A 17,353-nucleotide genomic window follows, 5' to 3' on the forward strand; every position below is an offset into this window, starting at 1 on the left:
GCCGGCCGTCGGGTCGGTGTCAGGGGACGATGACCAGGTTGGCCATGTCGACCACCGGTCGGTAGCCGAGGTTGGCGTAGATCCGGTTCGAGGTCGGGTTGGCCTGGTCGGTGAAGAGGCACACCCGGGCGCTCTCGGCCCGCAGCAGCCGGGAGACCTCCGCGACCGCGTTGCTGGCCCAGCCCCGCCCGCGCTGCTCCGGCGGGGTGTAGACGGGGCCGATCCGGGCGACGCCGAACGACGGCGGGTTCGCGGCGGTGAGGTGCACCGGCCGGCCCGCCTCGTCGGTCCAGAACCACAGCCGTCCGCCCCGGATCCGGCGCAGCAGCTCGGCCCGGTCGGGGGTCTCGTGTGCGCTGACCCCGCGCGGGCGGCCCGCCTGCTCGTCGGCGTCGGCCATGAACGCGTCGAACCACTCGGCGGCCAGGTCGACGTCGTCCTCGGTGGCGACCCTCAACGCGCCGGGCACCCGCGCCGGCTCCACCAGCTCGCCGAGCTCGTGCAGCCGGGTGTGCTGGGCGACCTCCACCCGGCCACCGCCGAGCCGGGTCACCTCGGCGGCGCACCGCCGGACCGCGGGCAGCGCGCCGTTGACGGCGCGTACCTCCTCCCCGCGCTCGTGCCATACCCGGGCCAGCTCCACGGCCGCCTCGTCGGGCATCGGCAGCAGGAACGGCGGGCGCGGCGCGAAGGGCGCCGTCCGCATGCCGGCGCCCACCACCGCGCCGGACGCGTCCCGGACCACCAGCCACCAGTCGTCCTCCGGCGGCGGGACCCCGTCGGCGCGCCGGTCCAGCGTCCGGTGCGCGACGGTGGCCACGACCGTGCCGACCACCGGGTTCGCCGCCAGGTGGTCGCCGGCCGCGGCGAGGAACTCGCCCGGATCGGCGCAGAAGTGCAGGGTGGGTTCGTCGCTCATGCGCGGACGGTAGCCCGCCGCCCTGGTGCGGCCGTACCGGATTTCCGGCGGGCATTTTCTGGACTTGCCGGTCCATTTTTGGCGAGCCACAGTGACGTCAGGCGGTCGGGCCCGGGCCGGTCGCGGAGTTGCCCACGAAAGATCTGGAGATCCACGCGATGCATGACTACTACCTGCTCGGCCGGTCCGGGCTCCGGGTGAGCCGCCTGGCGCTGGGCACGATGAACATCGGCACGGCCGGCTTCCACGCCGCGTACGGCAAGACCGAGGCGGAGGCCGAGCCGATCGTCCGGCGCTACCTGGAGGCCGGCGGCAACTTCATCGACACCGCGGACTTCTACACCGCCGGGGAAAGCGAGCGGATCCTCGGCCGGCTGATCGCCGCCGCGGGCGTGCGGGACCGCCTCGTGCTGACCAGCAAGTTCACCAACAGCGTCGACCCGAGCGACCCGAACGCCAGCGGAAACGGGCGCAAGCACATGATCCGCGCGGTGGAGGCGTCGCTCCGCCGGCTCGGCACCGACTACCTGGACCTGTACCTGCTGCACACCTGGGACCGGATCACCCCGGTGGAGGAGGTGGTCCGCGCCTTCGACGACCTGGTCCGGGCCGGCAAGATCCGGTACGCCGGCCTGTCGGACGTACCGGCCTGGTACGCGGCCCGGGCGCAGAGCGTCGCCGAGGCACACCTGTCGACCCCGATGATCAACCTGCAGCTGCCGTACTCGCTGCTCGCCCGAGGCATCGAGCCGGAGTACGTGCCGATGGCGCAGTCCCTGGGCATGGGGCTGACCGCGTGGAGCCCGATCGGCGGTGGCCTGCTCAGCGGCAAGTACCGGCGCGCCGGGGACGGCCTCACCGGTGCGGGACGGCTCGGCGGCGTGGGCGGGAACGGCCGGCCGGTCGGCGACCGGGAGTGGCGGGTGATCGAGGCGCTGGAGGGGGTGGCCGGCGAACTGGGTCGTAGCATGGCTCAGGTGGCGATCAACTGGGTGGCCACCCAGCCCGGCGTCGGCTCGGTGATCATTGGGGCGAGCAGCCCGGAGCAGGTCGACGGCAACCTCGCCGCGCTGGACTTCGAGATCCCGCCGGAGCTGCGGGACCGGCTCGACCGCGCCAGCGCCGTGCCCGCGGCCACGCCGTACTCGATGTTCACTGCGGAGTACCAGTCCTGGGTGGTCAGCCCGGGCCTGGGCATCGGCGACAAGCCCGCCGGGTACGCGCCGCCGGTCTTCAACGGCGCCGCGCAGCCGGTCGGCTGACCCAGCGGAGGAACCATGGCACAGGCGCTCACCCCGAAGGGCACGGCCACCCGGAGCCGGATCGTCGCCGGCGCCGCCGCTGAGCTGCGCGAACGCGGCGTCGACGAGGTCCGCCTCGAGGACGTGATGGCCCGCACCGGCACCAGCAAGGGCCAGCTCTTCCACTACTTCCCGGGTGGCAAGGAGGAGTTGCTGCTCGCGGTGGCGCAGCACGAGGCGGACCAGGTGCTCGTCGACCAGCAGCCACTGCTCGGGGAGCTGACGTCCTGGCCCGCCTGGCAGGCATGGCGGGACCGGCTGATCGCGCGTTACCGGGAGCAGGGCCAGCACTGCCCGCTCGGTGCCCTGCTCGGTCCGACGGGCCGCCGCACCCCGGCGGCGCGGTCCGTGGTGACCGGGCTGCTGGGGCGCTGGGAGAACGCGATCGCCGACGGCGTCCGACATATGCAGTCGACCGGCGACATCGCGCCCGAGGTGGACGCGGGCCGCGCGGCCGCGGCCATCCTGGCGGGCATCCAGGGCGGGGTGCTGTTGCTGCTGCACACCGGGCGGACGGACCACCTGGCAGCCGCGCTCGACCTCGCCCTCGACGCCCTGCGCGGTGGGGCGCGCCCCTGACCGGGCGTCTCCCGGCCGCCGCGTCAGCCGGCGGCCAGCTCGGCGAACCAGCGCCGGCCGGCCGGGTGGAGCTCGCGGACCGCCAGGCCGGCCGCCGCGGCCGGCTCGTGCACCGCCCGGGTGTCCAGCCGGGCCCAGCCGAAACTCGGCCCCTGGCGCCGCCCGGACACCACGCGCGCCCGACCCTGCCAGGTGCCGCTGCCGGGCGGGTCCAGCTCGACCAGGACCGTGCCGTCCGGCCGGAGCAGCTCGCGGCACCGGCGCAGCAGCCGCCCCGGGTCGCCGCCGATGCCGATGTTGCCGTCCAGCAGCACCACGTGCCGCCACCGGCCCTCGGCGGGCAGCGGGTCGAAGAGGTCGGCCTGGACCGCGGCGGCGCCCCGCGCCCGGGTCAGCGCCACCGCCCGGGCCGAGACGTCGACTCCCACGGCGGTCAGCCCGGCCCGGGTCAGCGCCACGGTGAGCCGGCCCGGCCCGCAACCCAGGTCCAGCGTCGGGCCGGCGCAGCGGGACACCACGGCGGCGGTCGCCGGCTCGGCCGGCCCGTGCCACCGCTCCACGGGCAGCCGGCGGCGGGTCCCGTCGGCCTGCACCAGCCAGTGCGCGTCGGCGTCCCGGTGGCGCAGCGCGGTGCCGAAGCCGTCGGCCGTCACCGCCGGCCCCCGACCGGCCGGCCCGGCCGCAGGGCGGCGACCTCCCGGGCGAACCGGCCGGTGGGGGCCAGGTCGGTCACCGCGAGCGCGTCGGCCCAGTCGTCCACGTCGCGCAGCACCGGCAGCGTCCCGACCCGCAGGCCGCGACCGGCCAGCGCGGCCCGGGTGCGCCGCCCGGTGTCGGGGGTGGACATCGGCACCCCGCGCAGCGCCGCCGCCTGCCGGGGGTCGCGCAGGCCCAGCGCCCACCAGCCGCCGTCCGCGGCCGGGCCGAGCACCGCGTCGGTCGCCGGCGCGCCGAGCCGGCGTACGGCGGCGGCCAGCCGCGCCGCGGTGAGCTGCGGGGTGTCCATGCCGATCTGGAGCACCGGCCGTCCCGGGTACGCGGCGGCCACGTCGGCGTGCGCGTGCGCGAGCCGGTCGGCGAGATCGTCGCCGCGCTGCGCCAGCACCGGCCAGCCGGCGACCGCGGCGGCGAGGTCCGGCCCGTCCTCGGCGTCGGCGAACCGTCCCGCCAGCGCCAGCACCGGGACGACGCCCGGGGTGGCGGCGACGGCGTCGAGGGTGTCGCGCAGCGCGGCGGCGGCGATCCGGGCCGCCTGTGCGGGCTCGGCGGGTGGGCAGAGCCGGGTCTTGACCGCCCCGGCCACCGGCGCCTTGGCCACCACCAGCAGGACGGTCACCGCGGGCCCTCCACGCTGCGCAGCACCGCCAGGAAGTCCCGGGTGGCGCGGACCGTGCCGCGGACCGAGCCGGAGACCTTGGACCGGGTCCCGGCGGCGCGGGGCGCGTAACGGACGTCGTGCTCGTGGATCCGCCAGCCGGCCGCCGCGGCCCGGATCATCAGTTCGAGGGGGTAGCCGAAGGCCCGGTCGGTGACCCCGAGGGCGAGCAGGGCGTCCCGCCGGGCCACCCGGATCGGGCTGAGGTCCCGCAGCGGCACCCCCCGCTGCCGCAGCAACGCGGCGACCAGCGCCGTTCCGGCCCGGGCGTGCCACGGCCAGACCCCGGCGGATACCGGCCGGCGCCTGCCCACCGCCAGGTCGGCGGCGCCGGACGCCACCGGGGCGACCAGGGCGGGCAGCTCGCCCGGGTCGAAGGAGCCGTCGGCGTCGAGCACGCAGACCAGCTCGGTCTCGGCGTGTTCGAGGCCGGTGTGCACGGCGGCCCCGTAGCCGCGGCGGAGCTCCCGCACCACCCGCGCGCCGTGCCGGGCGGCCACCTCCGGCGAGCCGTCCCGGGAGCCGTTGTCCACCACGATCGCCCGGTAGCCGGGCGGCAGCGCGGTCAGCACGCCGGGCAGGGCGGCGGCCTCGTCCAGGCACGGCAGCACCACGTCGATCTGTGTCGGCATGCCGCCGACGCTAGGCCGGTCCGTGCCCGGCCAAGCCCCGATCGTGCTTACGGAACCCTTACCGAGCAGGCATTTCTTACCATCCGGTGACGTGAGCGCGGTTCGGCCCGTCCGGTGCCCCGGCGGGCCGTACCGTCCGGTCGTCATGAGACCCGCAGCCACCCTGCCCCGCGTCCCCGGCCCGCGGCGGACCGCCCCCGGGCACCGGGGCGACCTGGTCGCGCTGGCCGTCGAGGCGGCGCTGCTCGTCGCCGCGGTCGCCGTCGGGCTGGTGCTCAACCGGCGCGGCGCGGGGCTGCACGCCGACGCCGCGCCGCTCTACGCCACCTGGCGGCCGCACGTCGGCTGGGGCACCCCGCTCGCCGTGCTGGTCGCCGTGGTCGTGCTCGGGCCTGGCCTGCGCTGGGCGCGGACCGCCCGCTGGGGCGCGCTGCTGGCCGCCGGCTGGCTGGCCGCGGTGGCCTGGACGCTGTCGCTGGCCCTGGTGGACGGCTGGTCGGCCGGGCTGACCCGGCGGCTCACCCCGCAGGCGGAGTACCTGCACGAGGTGCCCGGCGTCGTCGACATCCCCCGGATGCTGGCCGGCTTCACCGACCGGATCCTCGACTTCCAGCCCGACTCCTGGTCCACCCACACGGCCGGGCACCCGCCCGGCGCGCTGCTGGTCTTCGTCTGGCTGGACCGGGTCGGCCTGGGCGGCGGCACCGCCGCGGCGCTCTGCTGCGTGCTGGTCGGCGCGACCGCCGCGGTCTCGGTGCCGGTCACCCTGCGGGCGTTGGGCGCCCCCGAGGCGGCCCGCGCGGTGCTGCCGTTCCTGGTGCTGCTGCCCGGCGCGGTCTGGCTGGGCGCCTCCGGCGACGCCGTCTTCACCGGCGTGGTCGCCGCCGGGCTGGCCCTGCTGGCGGTACGCGGGCCGGTCGCCGCGCTGGCCGGCGGGCTGCTGCTCGGCTTCGCGCTGCACCTGTCGTACGGGTTCGTGCTGGTCGGCGTGCTCGCGCTGGCCGTGCTGGCGCTGCGCCGGGGCCGCCGCCGGGCCGCGCTGCTCGCCGCGACGGCCGGTGTCGCCGCCGTCACGGTGCTCTTCGTGCTGGCCGGTTTCCGCTGGTGGGAGGGGTACGACCGGGTCGTCGAGCGCTACTACCAGGGCTGGGCGGCCGAGCGGCCGTACGCGTACTGGGTCTGGGCGAACCTGGCGGCGCTGCTGCTCTCCGCCGGGCCGGTGCTCGGGCCGGCGCTGCGCCGCGCCGCGCTCGCCGCCCGGCCGGTGCTCGGCCCGGCGCTGCGGCATGCCGCGCTCGCCGCCCGGCCGGCCCGTCGTGCGGCCGGGCAGTGGAGCGACCAGGGGCCGGTCGCGGGGGAGTTCGGGAGCGGCGGCGGTCGCGGGTGGGTGAGAGCGCTCGGGCCCACCGTGCTGCTGCCCGCCGCCGCGGCGCTGGCGGTGGCCGCCGCCGACCTGTCCGGGATGAGCAAGGCCGAGGTGGAGCGGATCTGGCTGCCGTTCGCGGTCTGGCTCCTGGTCGCCGTGGCCCACCTGCCGCCACCGGCCCGCCGCTGGTGGCTCGCCGCCCAGGCGCTCACCGCACTCGCCGTCAACCACCTGCTGTTCACGGTCTCCTGACCGCCCCGGCCGGATCTCGGCGACGTCCCACCTCCCGGCGATCATGAAGTTGGCGGCAACAAGCCAGGCAGATGGCGCCGCCAACCTCATGGTCAACGCGGAGGAGTGGCCGGCGGGGTTCAGGCGGGCAGGGCGGCGGGGTCGCGTAGCGGGTCGGTGGCGAAGGTGGTCACGCCATCGGTGAAGGTGACCCTCGCGGTGTAGGTGAGCAGGTCGCGGGCCCGGGTCGGGTCGGCCACCACGTGACGGACGTCGGCCGCCCGCGCCCCGCCGACCACCTCCGGATCGGGGCCGCCCATCGCCCGGGCCAGGGCGGCCGCCAGGTCGCCGACGGTGTGCGGCTCGCCGGAACAGATGTTCACCGGGACCAGCCCGTCCGGGGTGGGCGCGGTGAGCGCCAGCAGGTTGGCCCGGGCCACGTCGGTGACGTGCACGAAGTCCCGGCGCTGCTGGCCGTCCTCGTACACCCGGGGCGGCCGGCCGTCGGCGAGCGCCGAGCGGAACAGCGAGGCGACCCCGGCGTACGGGGTGTCGCGGGGCATCCGGGGACCGTAGACGTTGTGGTAGCGCAGCGCCCACACCCCGCCCCCGGTCTGCCGGGCCCAGGCCGCGGCGTAGTGCTCCTGGGCGAGCTTGCTGGCCGCGTAGGTGCTGCGCGGCTCCAGCGGGGCGTCCTCGGGGACCAGGGCCGGGTCGAGGGTGCCGGCGCAGGCCGGACAGGTCGGGTCGTACCGGCCGGCGGCGAGGTCGGCGGGCCGGCGCGGGGCGGGTCGGACCACGCCGTGCCGGGCGCAGGTGTAGCGCCCCTCGCCGTAGACCACCATCGAGCTGGCCAGCACGAGCCGGGACACCCCGGCCCGGTGCATGGCCGCGAGCAGCACAGCCGTGCCGTGGTCGTTGTGGCCGGCGTAGTCGGGGGCGTCGGACGGATCCAGCCCGTGCCCCACCATGGCCGCCTGGTGGCAGACCGCGTCCACCCCGGACAGCAGCCGGTCCAGCAGCGCGGCGTCGCGGACGTCGCCGATCACCGGATCGTGCGGCCGGGACCACTCCGGCAGCGCGCCGTCGTGCGCCTGGGGCAGCAGCGCGTCCAGGCAGACCGGCTCGTGGCCCTCGGCGGCCAGCAGGTCGGCGATCTGCGATCCGATGAAACCGGCCGCGCCGGTGACCAGTACCCGCATGCGGCCAGGCTAGGGCACCCCGTGCTCCGGTTCGGGCGGTTCGCGGTGGACGTCAGCGGTCCGTAAGAGACGGTGGCGGTAAGGGTTCGGTAATGCGGCAAACCGGACCGGCGTCCGGTCGCGGCGTCTAGCGTCCTGCTGAAGGGACCACCGGCGGCCGGGTCGGCCGGACCGCGCGGACCAGGAGGAGGAGACGTGCCCGCCAGCCCGCCCCCACCGGACGACGCACCGTCGGCCGCCCCGGCGGCGCTGTGGCGCGGGCTGGCCCGGCACCGCCCGCCCGGGGTCGACGCCGCCGACCGGGCCTGGCGCAGCCCGGTCCGCGGACCGTGGCTGACCTCGGTGCTCGGCGCCGTGCTGCTGGCCACCCTGCCCCTGGTGATCGTCACGGGGCTGCTCGACTGGATCGCGTACGGGCCCCGCCTCGACCAGGCGTTCCCCCGGGACGTGGGCTGGCTGCACCCGCCCGTGTTCGACTGGCCGACCCGGCCCGCCTGGCTGTTCCGCGTCACCCAGGGGCTGCACGTGACCCTCGGGATCGTGCTGGTGCCGGTCGTGCTGGGCAAGCTCTGGTCGGTGGTGCCCAAGCTCTTCGACTGGCCGCCGGCCCGCTCGGCCGCTCAACTGCTGGAGCGGCTGTCGCTGCTGCTGCTGGTCGGTGGCATCCTCTTCCAGACCGCCACCGGGCTGCTGAACATTCAGTACGCGTACCTGTTCGGCTTCGACTTCTACACCGCGCACTGGTACGGCGCCTGGATCTTCACGGCCGCGTTGGTCACCCACGTGGCCGTCAAGCTGCCCCGGCTGGTCACCGCGCTGCGCGGGCCGGGCTTCGTGCGTACCCCGGTGGAGCGGACCCGGCCGGAGCCGGCGGATCCGGACGGCCTCGTGGCCCGGCGGCCCGGGCCGGCGACGATGAGCCGGCGCGGGGTGCTGGCCCTGGTCGGCGGCGGGGCGCTGCTGCTGGCCGCGCTGACCGTCGGGCAGAGCGTCGACGGGCTGCGCCGCACCGCGCTGCTGCTGCCGCGCGGCCGGCGGATCGACGACGGGCCGACCGGCTTCCCGGTCAACCGCAGCGTCGCCGCGGCCGGCGTGACCCCGGAGCAGACCGGGCCCGGCTGGCGGCTGACCCTGCGCGCCGGGAACCGTACGGTGACCCTGGACCGGGCCCGGCTGCTCGGCCTGGCGCAGCACACGGCCGTCCTGCCGATCGCCTGCGTGGAGGGCTGGTCCACCTCCCAGACCTGGACCGGGGTCCGGCTGCGCGACCTCGCGGCCCTGGTCGGGGCGGCCGGTCCGGCCACCGCGCGGGTGCGGTCGCTGGAGCGCGCCGGCCTGTTCCGCGAGGCCGTCCTGCACGGCGGCCAGGTGACCGACCCGGACGCGCTGCTCGCCCTGCGGGTCAACGGCGTCGACCTGAGCCCCGACCACGGCTACCCGGCGCGGATCATCGTGCCGGCGCTGCCCGGGGTGCACTGCACGAAGTGGGTGGCGGAGATCGTGTTCGATGGCTGAGTTCCGGCGGGCCTACGGCGCCGCGCCCTGGCACCTGCTGCTGCTGGCGGGCTGTTTCGCGGTCACCGGCTGGATCGCGCTGCGGCTGGCCGGCGAGGCGTCGGCCCTGCGGATGCTGCTGTGGTTCCTCGGCGCGGTGATCGCGCACGACCTGGTGCTCTTCCCCGTGTACGCGTCGCTCGACCGGGCGCTGCGCCGCGCCCTGGGGCGGGCCGGCGCCCCGTCGCCGCTGAACCACGTCCGGGTCCCGGCGCTCGGCGCCGGCCTGCTGTTCCTGGTCTACCTGCCCGGGATCCTCGGGCTCGGGGACGGCACCTACCTGGCGGCGACCGGCCTGGCGCCCCGGGCGCTGCTCGGCCGGTGGCTGGCGGTCAGCGGGGCGCTCCTCGCCGCGAGCGCGCTGCTCTACGCCGCCCGCCTGCTGGCCCGCCGGGCCCGCTGACGGGCGGCGGTCAGGGGGCGATGCGCAGCTTGCGGATCTGGGCGTCGTCGTAGTCCTCGAACCGGAACCGCAGCCCCGCGAACGGGCTGCCCGGGAAGTCGCCGCTGATGGTGGCGGTCACCACCGTGCCCGCCGGGCTGTGCTGGACGTCGGTGATCTCGTACGAGACCAGCGGGGTGTCGCGGCGCCACTCGCGGATCTCCCGGATGCCCCGGTGGGACCGCCCCTCGTCCTCGACCACGGCGTCGTCGGCGAAGAGGGCGAAGTAGGCCTCCCTGTCCGGCTGGCCGGCGAGTGCGAAGTAGCGGCGGATCATGTCGGGCACGGTGTTCACGGTGCGGCCTCCTTGCCGGTCGTGGCGGGTCGTCCTGATCCTGCCCGGCGGGTACGACGAACACCCCCGGTTCGCGGGTTCCGGGGTCAGGAGCCCGGGCCGACCAGCAGGGCGGCCACCGTGGCCGTGGTGGCCAGGACGGCGAGCGCGGCGCTGGTGGCCACGAACCGGCCCAGCGGCACGGCCACCCCGGCGGCCCGGCAGCGCTCGTACCAGATCAGGGTCGCCAGCGATGCCCACGGGGTGGCCAGCGGGCCGACGTTGGTGCCGACGAGCAGTGCCAGCAACTGGGTGTGGTTCCCGGCGGCGATGACCGCCTCGCCGGCCACGTACGCGGGCAGGTTGTTGACCACGTTGGCGAAGAGCGCGCCGACGCCGCCGGCCCGCAGCGCGCCCGCCGCGCCCGGGTCGTCGCCGATCAGCGTGCCCATCACGGTGTCCAGACCGTGCCGGCCGACGGTCTGCACCACCAGGAACAGCCCGGTCACGAAGACCAGCAGCCGCCACGGGACCAGGGCGAGCCGCAGGCTGACGCGGGCGCGCACCGCGAAGCCCGCGACCAGGATCGCCGCGGCCACCCCGGAGGCGACGCCGATCTCGACGCCGACCAGGATCCCGGCGACGAAGAGCAGGCAGGCGACGAGCGCGGTGCGGTAGAGCACCCGGTCCGGCGGCACGTGTGGCGGTGGCGGGACGAACGGGTCGGCGCCGGCCCGGGCCGGCCGCCAGTACCACCACCAGAGCAGCACCATGGTGATCACGATGGCCACGAGCTGCGGCCACCACATCCGGGCCGCCCAGGGCACCGGCTCCAGGCCGATGCGGTCGCTGGCCAGGATGTTGGTCAGGTTGGACACCGGCAGCAGCAGGCTCGCCGTGTTGGCCAGCCAGACCGTGGTCATGGCCAGCGGGGTCGGCGGCACGCCCAGCTTGCGGGCCAGAGCGATCATCACGGGGGTGAGCAGGACGGCCGTGGTGTCCAGGTTGAGCGCGATGGTGGTCACCGAGGCGAACCCGACGCAGAGCCAGAACAGCGCCCGGTAGCTGCCCCGGGCGGTGATCGCCACCCGGGCGGCGAACGCGTCGAAGACCCCGGCCACCGCGGTCAGCTCGGCCAGCACCACCACCGTGCCCAGGAAGATCAGGATGGGCACGATCCGGCGTACGGTGGCCTCGGCGTCGGCGCGGGGGAGGAGCCCGGTGAGGACGCAGAGGACGCCCACCGCGGCCAGCCCGAGCGCGATCCAGTCCAGGACGTGCAGTCGGCCCCAGCGGGTCCGGTCCGGTGCGGCGGACGGCGGCTCGCCCACGGTCTCCACGAGGGATGATCCTCCCACACCCCGACCCGGCCGGACCGGCCCGACGCGGTCGGCGCAGCGGCTGCCGAGGGTATCCACGGATTGACCGTCGGTGGCCATAATGACCATGTGGCTGTAGGCGCGCACCCGACCCGGTCCGACCGCCCCATCGACTTCTTCATCAGCTACTCACCGGCCGACGAGCGCTGGGCGACGTGGCTGGCGTGGGAGTTCGAGGCAGCCGGCTACCGCACCCTGCTCCAGGCGTGGGACTTCGTGGCCGGCACCAACTTCATCGACTTCATGGACCGCGGGGTCCGCGAGGCCGAGGTGGTGGTGGCGGTGTTGTCCGAACGCTACCTGCACTCCACCTACGGCAAGCTGGAATGGCAGGCCGCGCTGCGGGCCGACCCGGACGGCACGGGCAACAAGCTGGTCACCGTGCGGGTCGAGGACTGCCCCATCGACGGCCTGCTCGCCACCATCACCTACGTCGACCTGGTCGGCGTGAACGACCCGGCGCAGGCGCGAGGCCGGGTGCTGGACCGGATCCGGGAGGCGCTCGACGGCCGGGCCAAGCCGATGCGGCAGCCGGCCTTCCCGCACCACCCCGCCAACCCGGCCGGGGTGCTCGCCGCGCCCGCCGGCGGTGCGCCCGCGCCGCGCCGCGCCCGGCGTACCCCCATCAACCCGCCGCCGTTCCCGCCGCGCGCCGCCGCCGTGCCGACGGCGCGCGGCGCGCTGACCGTGCTCCAGGTGGCCGGGCCGCGCTTCGGCCGCGGGGTGATCGAGCCGGGCGCCCCGGTCACCCCGGGCGAGCTCCAGGAACACCTCATGGGCGACCTCACCCTGCTCATGAACGACGGGGTGCCCCGGCCCGACCTGCTGGTGGTGGCGGGCAACCTGACCGAGTCGGGCAGCCCCCGCGAGTTCTCCGACGCGCTGAGCTTCCTCACCGGGCTGCGGGTGCTGCTCGGCCTGGAGCCGCACCGGCTGGTCGTGGTCCCCGGCCCGCGCGACGTCACCATGGCCGCGAGCCGGGCCTACTTCGCCACCTGCGAGGCCGACGACGTCGACCCGCAGCCGCCGTACTGGCCGAAGTGGCGGCACTACGCGCGCCTCTTCGACGAGCTCTACCAGGGTCTCGAGGACCGGATCTTCGACAGCGAGCAGCCGTGGACCCTCTTCCCGGTGCCGGACCTGCGGGTGGTGGTGGCCGGGCTGAACTCCACCGTCGCGATCACCCACCGCGAGGAGGACCGGTACGGCTTCCTCGGCGAGGCGCAGTCCACCTGGTTCGCCCAGCGGCTGCGCCACTACCAGCAGTCCGGCTGGCTGCGGCTGGGCGCGATGGCACACGCCCCCGGCCCGCGCACCCCGTACGCCGACGAGGTGGCCGTGCCCGACCGGGCGGCGCTGCGCGACCGCGGCTCGTTCAACCGGCTGGTCGGCCCGATGCTCAACCTGCTGCTCGCCGACGCCGCGCCGGGCGCCCGGGTCGACCCCGTGGTGCCGCTGGCCACCGCCTCCCGCGACGGCCGCGCCCAGGTGCTCCGGCTCGACGCCGACGGGATGACCCGGTGGGTGCTCGGCCGCGACGACCGGCACGAGGTGGGCGAGCCGACCAGCCTGAGCTGGCCGCGCGCGGAGGCGACGTTCGGCGCGGCCGGCCCGGCCCAGGTGCCCGACCCCCGGCGGCCCGCCGTGGTCGAGGGGCCCACCCAGGGCGCCGCCACCGACCCGCCGGCCACCGCGCCGGCCGTGGCCCCGCCCGCCCCGCTGGAGCGCCTGCTCGACCGGCTCGCCGAGGTCTGCGAGGCGCGCCACGACCGGGTGCTGCTCCGCCGGGTCGAGGCCGATCCGCCGCACCTCTACGTCACCTACCGGGCGGACGGGGTGGTCCGGCAGCAGCGGGTCGGGGCGTACGTGGGCACCCCGTCCCCGGACGACGTCGACCACTTCGCCCGGCGGGTGCACGCCACCGACCCGGACATCCCCTCCGAGCTGGTCTACGACGGCGACCGGGTGCCGCGGGGGCTGGCCGAGGCGGCGCAGCGGCGCGGGGTGCGGCTGCTGCACCTGACCGAGTTCCAGGGCCTGCTCGACCTGCGCGACTACGTCGCCGCGCAGACCGCCCGGCTGCAGGCCGACCGGCTCTACCCGCCCGGCCAGTACGTGCCGCAGCGCTACCGGCATCTGGTCGGCGCCGACCAGCGGGTCCGCGAGGACGTGGTGGACGAGCTGCTGGAGCTGATCTCCGCGCCGGACGGCCGGTTCGCGCTGGTGCTCGGCGACTTCGGCCGGGGCAAGACCTTCGCGCTGCGCGAGGTGGCCCGCCGGCTGCCCACCGCCGCCCCGGACCTCATCCCGATCCTGGTGGAGCTGCGCGCGCTGGACAAGGCGCACTCGGTCGACGGCCTCGTCGCCGCGCACCTGGCCAACCACGGCGAGCAGGTGATCGACCTCAAGGCGTTCCGCTACATGCTCCGCCAGGGGCGGATCGTGCTGCTCTTCGACGGCTTCGACGAGCTGGTCGCCCGGGTGACCTACGACCGGGCCGCCGACCACCTGGAGACCCTGCTCCAAGCGGCCGAGGGCCACGCGAAGATCGTGGTGAGCAGCCGCACCCAGCACTTCAAGACCAACTCGCAGGTGCTCACCGCCCTGGGCGAACGGGTGGGCCTGCTGCCGCACCGCCGGGTGCTGGCCATCGAGGACTTCACCCCCGGCCAGATCGAGACCTTCCTGCGCAACCGCTACGGCGGCGACGAGCGGGCCGCCCGCGAGCGGCTCGACCTGCTGGCCGGGGTGAAGGACCTGCTCGGCCTCTCCCGCAACCCGCGGATGCTCGGCTTCATCGCCAACCTCGACGAGGGACGGCTGGCCGCGGTGGCCGGGGCGGGTGGCACGTTCAGCGCGGCGGCGCTCTATCGGGAGATCCTGGAGTCCTGGCTGGACTTCGAGGAGCGGCGTACCCAGGGGATCCCGGGCGCGCCCGTGAGCCTGCGCCGGCCCGAGCTGTGGCACGCGGTGAGCCGGCTGGCCTTCCAGCTCTGGGAGAGCGGCGAGTCCTACCTGCGACTTGCCGAGCTGGCCGAGGCCGCCGGCCAGCTCGCCGGGCTGGCCGACTCCCGGCTGTCCGGGCAGCAGGCGATCCACGCGGTGGGCGCCGGCAGCCTGCTGGTCCGCACCGACGACGGGCTGTTCGGGTTCATCCACACCTCGGTGATGGAGTGGCTGGTGGCCGAGGGGATCGCCGCGCAGCTCAACCGGGGCGAGGAGCCGACCGCGCTGGCGGTGCGCCCGCTGTCCGCGCTGACCGTGGAGTTCCTCGGCGACCTCGCCGACCCGGCCCGGTGCACCGCCTGGACCGCCCGGGTGCTGGGTGACGAGGCGGCCGGGGAGACGGTCCGGGCCAACGCGCTGCGGCTCAGCGCCCGGCTGCGGCTGCCCGACCGGGCCGACCTGCGCGGCGCGGTGCTGCGCGGCGAGGACCTGTCGCACCGGGAACTGGCCGGGGCGGACCTGACCGCCGCCGACCTGACCGACACCCGCCTGGTCGCCACCAACCTCACCGAGGCGCGGCTGGAGCACGCCCGGCTGCGCGGCGCCCGCCTGGACCAGGCCCGCCTCGCCGGGGCGGACCTGCGTGACGCGGACCTGGCCGGCGCCCGGTTGTTCCGCGCCGACCTGCGCGGCGCCCGGATCACCGGCAGCCGGTGGCACCGGACCGCGCTGATCGACGTGAGCGCCGACGCGGCGCTGCTGCGCGCGCCGGAGCTGCGCGGCGCCGTGGTCGCCCCGGGCCGTCCGGTCGCGCCGGGCCTGGCCCCGCCCGCGGTGGGCGTGGCGTACGGCTTCGAGGTGGGCCGGCTGCCGGTGCCGGTGGCGTACAGCCCGGACGGGGCGGTGCTCGCGGTGGGCAGCGACGACGGTGGTGTGCTCATCTGCGACACCGCGGCCGGGCTGCCGGTGCGGACCCTGCAGGGGCACCGGGGCCGGGTCTACGCGGTCCGGTTCGACGCCGCCTCGCACCAGCTGGTGACCGGGGCGGCGGACCTCACCGTACGGCTGTGGGACGCCGACCACGGCGACGTGCGGCACGTCATCGAGGACGTCTTCGCCGGCTGGGTGTGGCCGTTGCTCACCGACGGCGAGCGGGGCCGGCTCGTGGTGGGCGACGCGGCCGGCGTGGTCCGGCTCTACGACACCCGCACCGCGCGGCTGCGCCACGAGTGGCCCGGCCACGCCGCGCCCATCTGGGGCACGTCGTTCAGCCCGGACGGCCGGCGGGTCGTGGTGGTGGACAGCGCCGGCGTGGTCCGGGGCTGGGACATCCCCTCCGGCCGGCTCGCCTTCGAGGTGCGCGAGCCGGAGGTGGTCTACCGGGTGGTGCACAGCCCGGACGGCCGCCTGCTGGCCGCGGTCGGCCAGCACGGCCGGGTCTGGATCCGCCGGGCCATCGACGGCGAGCTGCTGCGCCAGCCGCGCGGCCACGAGGCCGACGTGTACGCCCTCGACATCCACCCCGACGGCACGCTCATGGCGACCGGCGACACCCACGGCGCGCTGCGGCTCTGGGACGTGGAGACCGGCCGCCCGGTCCGGGTGCTCGGCCGGCAGCGCGGCGCCATCTACAGCGTCCGGTTCAACGGCGACGGCAGCCTGCTCGCCACGGCCGCCAGCGACGGCGCGATCCAGCTCTGGGACAGCGCCGACGGCCAGCTGCGGCACGAGCTGACCCGGCACCGCGGCTCGGTCTGGCCGGTGGTCTGGCGGCCCGACCAGGCCCAGGTGGCGACCAGCAGCAACGACGGCACCACCCGGCTGTGGGACGTGCGCACCGGGCAGCTCCAGCACACCCTGCGCGGGCACGGCCGGCGGGTCACCGCGCTGTCCTTCCGGGACGACGGCGAGGTCCTCGCGGCCTGCGGCAACGACGGCGTGGTGCGGCTCTGGGAACCGCGCACCGGCCGGCTGGTCCGCCAGCTCGCCAGCCCGGCCGACCGGCTGCTCTCGGCCGTCTTCTGCCCGGGTGAGTCGCTGGTCGCCGCGCCGAGCGGCGACGGTGGCGTGCACCTGTGGAACACCGACACCGGCGTCGACGAGCGGGAGCTCAACGTGGACACCGACCACGTCTGGGCGGCCGCGTTCAGCCCCGACGGCGACGCCCTCGCCACCGCGAACGACGACGACACCGTGCGGCTGTGGTACCGGCGTACCGGCCGGCACTTCGCCACGCTCACCCCGCACCGGGGCCGGGTGCGCGCCATGGCGTTCAGCCCGGACGGCGAGACCATCGCCACCGGCTGCGACGACCAGCTCGTCCGGCTCTGGGACGCGGCCACCGCGACCTGCCGGCTCACCCTCGAACACCACACCGACCGGGTGTACGCGGTGTCGTTCAACACCGACGGGACACTGCTCGCCAGCGCCAGCAACGACGGCGTGGCCGTGGTCTGGGACGCGCTCACCGGCGAGCGGCGCACCGTGCTCACCGAGCACACCGGCCGGCTCTGGTCGTGCGCGTTCAGCCCCAACGGCAACCTGCTCGCCACGGCCGGCGACGACCTGGTCATCCGGCTCTGGGACCCGGGGACCGGCCGGCTGCACGGCACCCTGGCGGCACACACCCGGCGGGTCTGGTCGGTGGCGTTCAGCCCCGACAGCAGCCTCCTGGCCAGCGCCGGTGACGACGGCACCGTGCGGCTGTGGGACGTCGCCGATCCGGAGCACGCCCAGCTCCGGACCACCCTGATCGGCCTGCCCGACGGGTGGGCGGCGGTGAGCCCGGACGGCCGGTACAAGCTGGACGGCGACCCGGGCGGCCAGTTCTGGCACGTCATCGGCACCTGCCGGTTCGAGGTGGGTGAGCTGGACCCGTACCTGACCCAGGTGCGGCGGCTGGCCGTGGACGCCCCGTTCTGATCCCGGCGAGCCGCCGGCTCCCGTGCGGGGCAGCTTTCATCAGCGTCGGCCCCCGCCGTTTCGTTACACGGCTCGCCGGGTTCCGTCCGTGCCGGCGTGCCGATCTGGCTGACCGCTCAGTCCGATCAGGACTCCCGGCGTAGTGACGTAGACCGATCAGTCTGACGCTGTGTCACGATCTCGACACAGAAGTTGTGGGTCGCCCTCGCGATCGATGTGCTGGCGCGGGAC

13 protein-coding genes are annotated in these 17,353 nt (G+C 76.1%); 6 read left to right on the plus strand and 7 right to left on the minus strand.

The genetic code is table 11. The annotated features are described in order from the left end of the window. Positions 1–19 precede the first annotated feature (19 nt). Complete coding sequence (locus tag IEY96_RS22850; protein WP_189196860.1) at positions 20–919, minus strand: GNAT family N-acetyltransferase; 900 nt, start codon at positions 917–919, stop codon at positions 20–22. Between the two features lie 158 nt (positions 920–1,077). Between IEY96_RS22850 and IEY96_RS22855 the strand changes: the two genes are divergently transcribed. Then, positions 1,078–2,181, plus strand: a complete 1,104-nt coding sequence (locus IEY96_RS22855) for an aldo/keto reductase (protein ID WP_189196861.1) — start codon at positions 1,078–1,080, stop codon at positions 2,179–2,181. A 15-nt stretch (positions 2,182–2,196) separates the two neighbouring features. Beyond that, positions 2,197–2,799: a TetR/AcrR family transcriptional regulator gene (locus IEY96_RS33200; protein WP_189196862.1), complete on the plus strand. Its 603-nt coding sequence runs from the start codon at positions 2,197–2,199 to the stop codon at positions 2,797–2,799. A 23-nt stretch (positions 2,800–2,822) separates the two neighbouring features. On the opposite strand, the gene IEY96_RS22865 is transcribed toward IEY96_RS33200, so the two are convergent. Genes IEY96_RS22865 through IEY96_RS22875 form a run of 3 tightly spaced genes read right to left on the minus strand, consistent with a single transcriptional unit; the run spans position 2,823 to position 4,806 of the window. After that, the gene (locus IEY96_RS22865; RefSeq protein ID WP_189196863.1) at positions 2,823–3,452 is read right to left on the minus strand and encodes a methyltransferase domain-containing protein; all 630 of its coding nucleotides are present in this window, start codon (positions 3,450–3,452) and stop codon (positions 2,823–2,825) included. Next, entirely contained in the window at positions 3,449–4,135 is a 687-nt protein-coding gene (locus IEY96_RS22870) for a TIGR04282 family arsenosugar biosynthesis glycosyltransferase (RefSeq protein WP_189196864.1), read from the minus strand. Before IEY96_RS22870 ends, IEY96_RS22865 begins: the two co-directional genes overlap by 4 nt. Further along, positions 4,132–4,806 (minus strand): glycosyltransferase family 2 protein, encoded by a 675-nt coding sequence (locus tag IEY96_RS22875; protein WP_189196865.1) that lies wholly within the window; start codon positions 4,804–4,806, stop codon positions 4,132–4,134. Before IEY96_RS22875 ends, IEY96_RS22870 begins: the two co-directional genes overlap by 4 nt. A 145-nt stretch (positions 4,807–4,951) precedes the next feature. Here IEY96_RS22875 and IEY96_RS22880 point away from each other — a divergent pair, with 145 nt between their 5' ends. Beyond that, positions 4,952–6,424, plus strand: coding sequence for a hypothetical protein (locus IEY96_RS22880; RefSeq protein WP_189196866.1), 1,473 nt, complete (start codon positions 4,952–4,954; stop codon positions 6,422–6,424). Positions 6,425–6,543: 119 nt separating this feature from the next. Here IEY96_RS22880 and IEY96_RS22885 read toward each other — a convergent pair whose 3' ends face one another. Then, complete coding sequence (locus tag IEY96_RS22885; RefSeq protein ID WP_189196867.1) at positions 6,544–7,605, minus strand: NAD-dependent epimerase/dehydratase family protein; 1,062 nt, start codon at positions 7,603–7,605, stop codon at positions 6,544–6,546. Positions 7,606–7,800: 195 nt separating this feature from the next. Between IEY96_RS22885 and IEY96_RS22890 the strand changes: the two genes are divergently transcribed. Further along, the gene (locus tag IEY96_RS22890) at positions 7,801–9,120 is read left to right on the plus strand and encodes a molybdopterin-dependent oxidoreductase (RefSeq protein ID WP_189196868.1); all 1,320 of its coding nucleotides are present in this window, start codon (positions 7,801–7,803) and stop codon (positions 9,118–9,120) included. Beyond that, entirely contained in the window at positions 9,113–9,562 is a 450-nt protein-coding gene (locus IEY96_RS22895) for a hypothetical protein (RefSeq protein WP_189196869.1), read from the plus strand. The genes IEY96_RS22890 and IEY96_RS22895 overlap by 8 nt, the downstream gene beginning before the upstream one ends. Before the next feature lie 10 nt (positions 9,563–9,572). On the opposite strand, the gene IEY96_RS22900 is transcribed toward IEY96_RS22895, so the two are convergent. Then, complete coding sequence (locus tag IEY96_RS22900; RefSeq protein WP_229791811.1) at positions 9,573–9,896, minus strand: nuclear transport factor 2 family protein; 324 nt, start codon at positions 9,894–9,896, stop codon at positions 9,573–9,575. An 86-nt stretch (positions 9,897–9,982) separates the two neighbouring features. Beyond that, positions 9,983–11,215 (minus strand): ArsB/NhaD family transporter, encoded by a 1,233-nt coding sequence (locus IEY96_RS22905; protein WP_189196870.1) that lies wholly within the window; start codon positions 11,213–11,215, stop codon positions 9,983–9,985. Between the two features lie 108 nt (positions 11,216–11,323). Here IEY96_RS22905 and IEY96_RS22910 point away from each other — a divergent pair, with 108 nt between their 5' ends. After that, complete coding sequence (locus IEY96_RS22910) at positions 11,324–17,122, plus strand: WD40 domain-containing protein (protein WP_189196871.1); 5,799 nt, start codon at positions 11,324–11,326, stop codon at positions 17,120–17,122. Positions 17,123–17,353 lie beyond the last annotated feature (231 nt).

The sequence above is a fragment of the Micromonospora fulviviridis genome (assembly GCF_014648395.1).
Taxonomy (GTDB): domain Bacteria; phylum Actinomycetota; class Actinomycetes; order Mycobacteriales; family Micromonosporaceae; genus Micromonospora; species Micromonospora fulviviridis.

Coding starts and splice junctions, on each gene's coding strand:
- IEY96_RS22850 (WP_189196860.1), bottom strand. CDS start 919: ATGAGCGACGAACCCACCCTGCACTTCTGCGCCGATCCGGGCGAGTTC.
- IEY96_RS22855 (WP_189196861.1), top strand. CDS start 1,078: ATGCATGACTACTACCTGCTCGGCCGGTCCGGGCTCCGGGTGAGCCGC.
- IEY96_RS33200 (WP_189196862.1), top strand. CDS start 2,197: ATGGCACAGGCGCTCACCCCGAAGGGCACGGCCACCCGGAGCCGGATC.
- IEY96_RS22875 (WP_189196865.1), bottom strand. CDS start 4,806: ATGCCGACACAGATCGACGTGGTGCTGCCGTGCCTGGACGAGGCCGCC.
- IEY96_RS22880 (WP_189196866.1), top strand. CDS start 4,952: ATGAGACCCGCAGCCACCCTGCCCCGCGTCCCCGGCCCGCGGCGGACC.
- IEY96_RS22885 (WP_189196867.1), bottom strand. CDS start 7,605: ATGCGGGTACTGGTCACCGGCGCGGCCGGTTTCATCGGATCGCAGATC.
- IEY96_RS22895 (WP_189196869.1), top strand. CDS start 9,113: ATGGCTGAGTTCCGGCGGGCCTACGGCGCCGCGCCCTGGCACCTGCTG.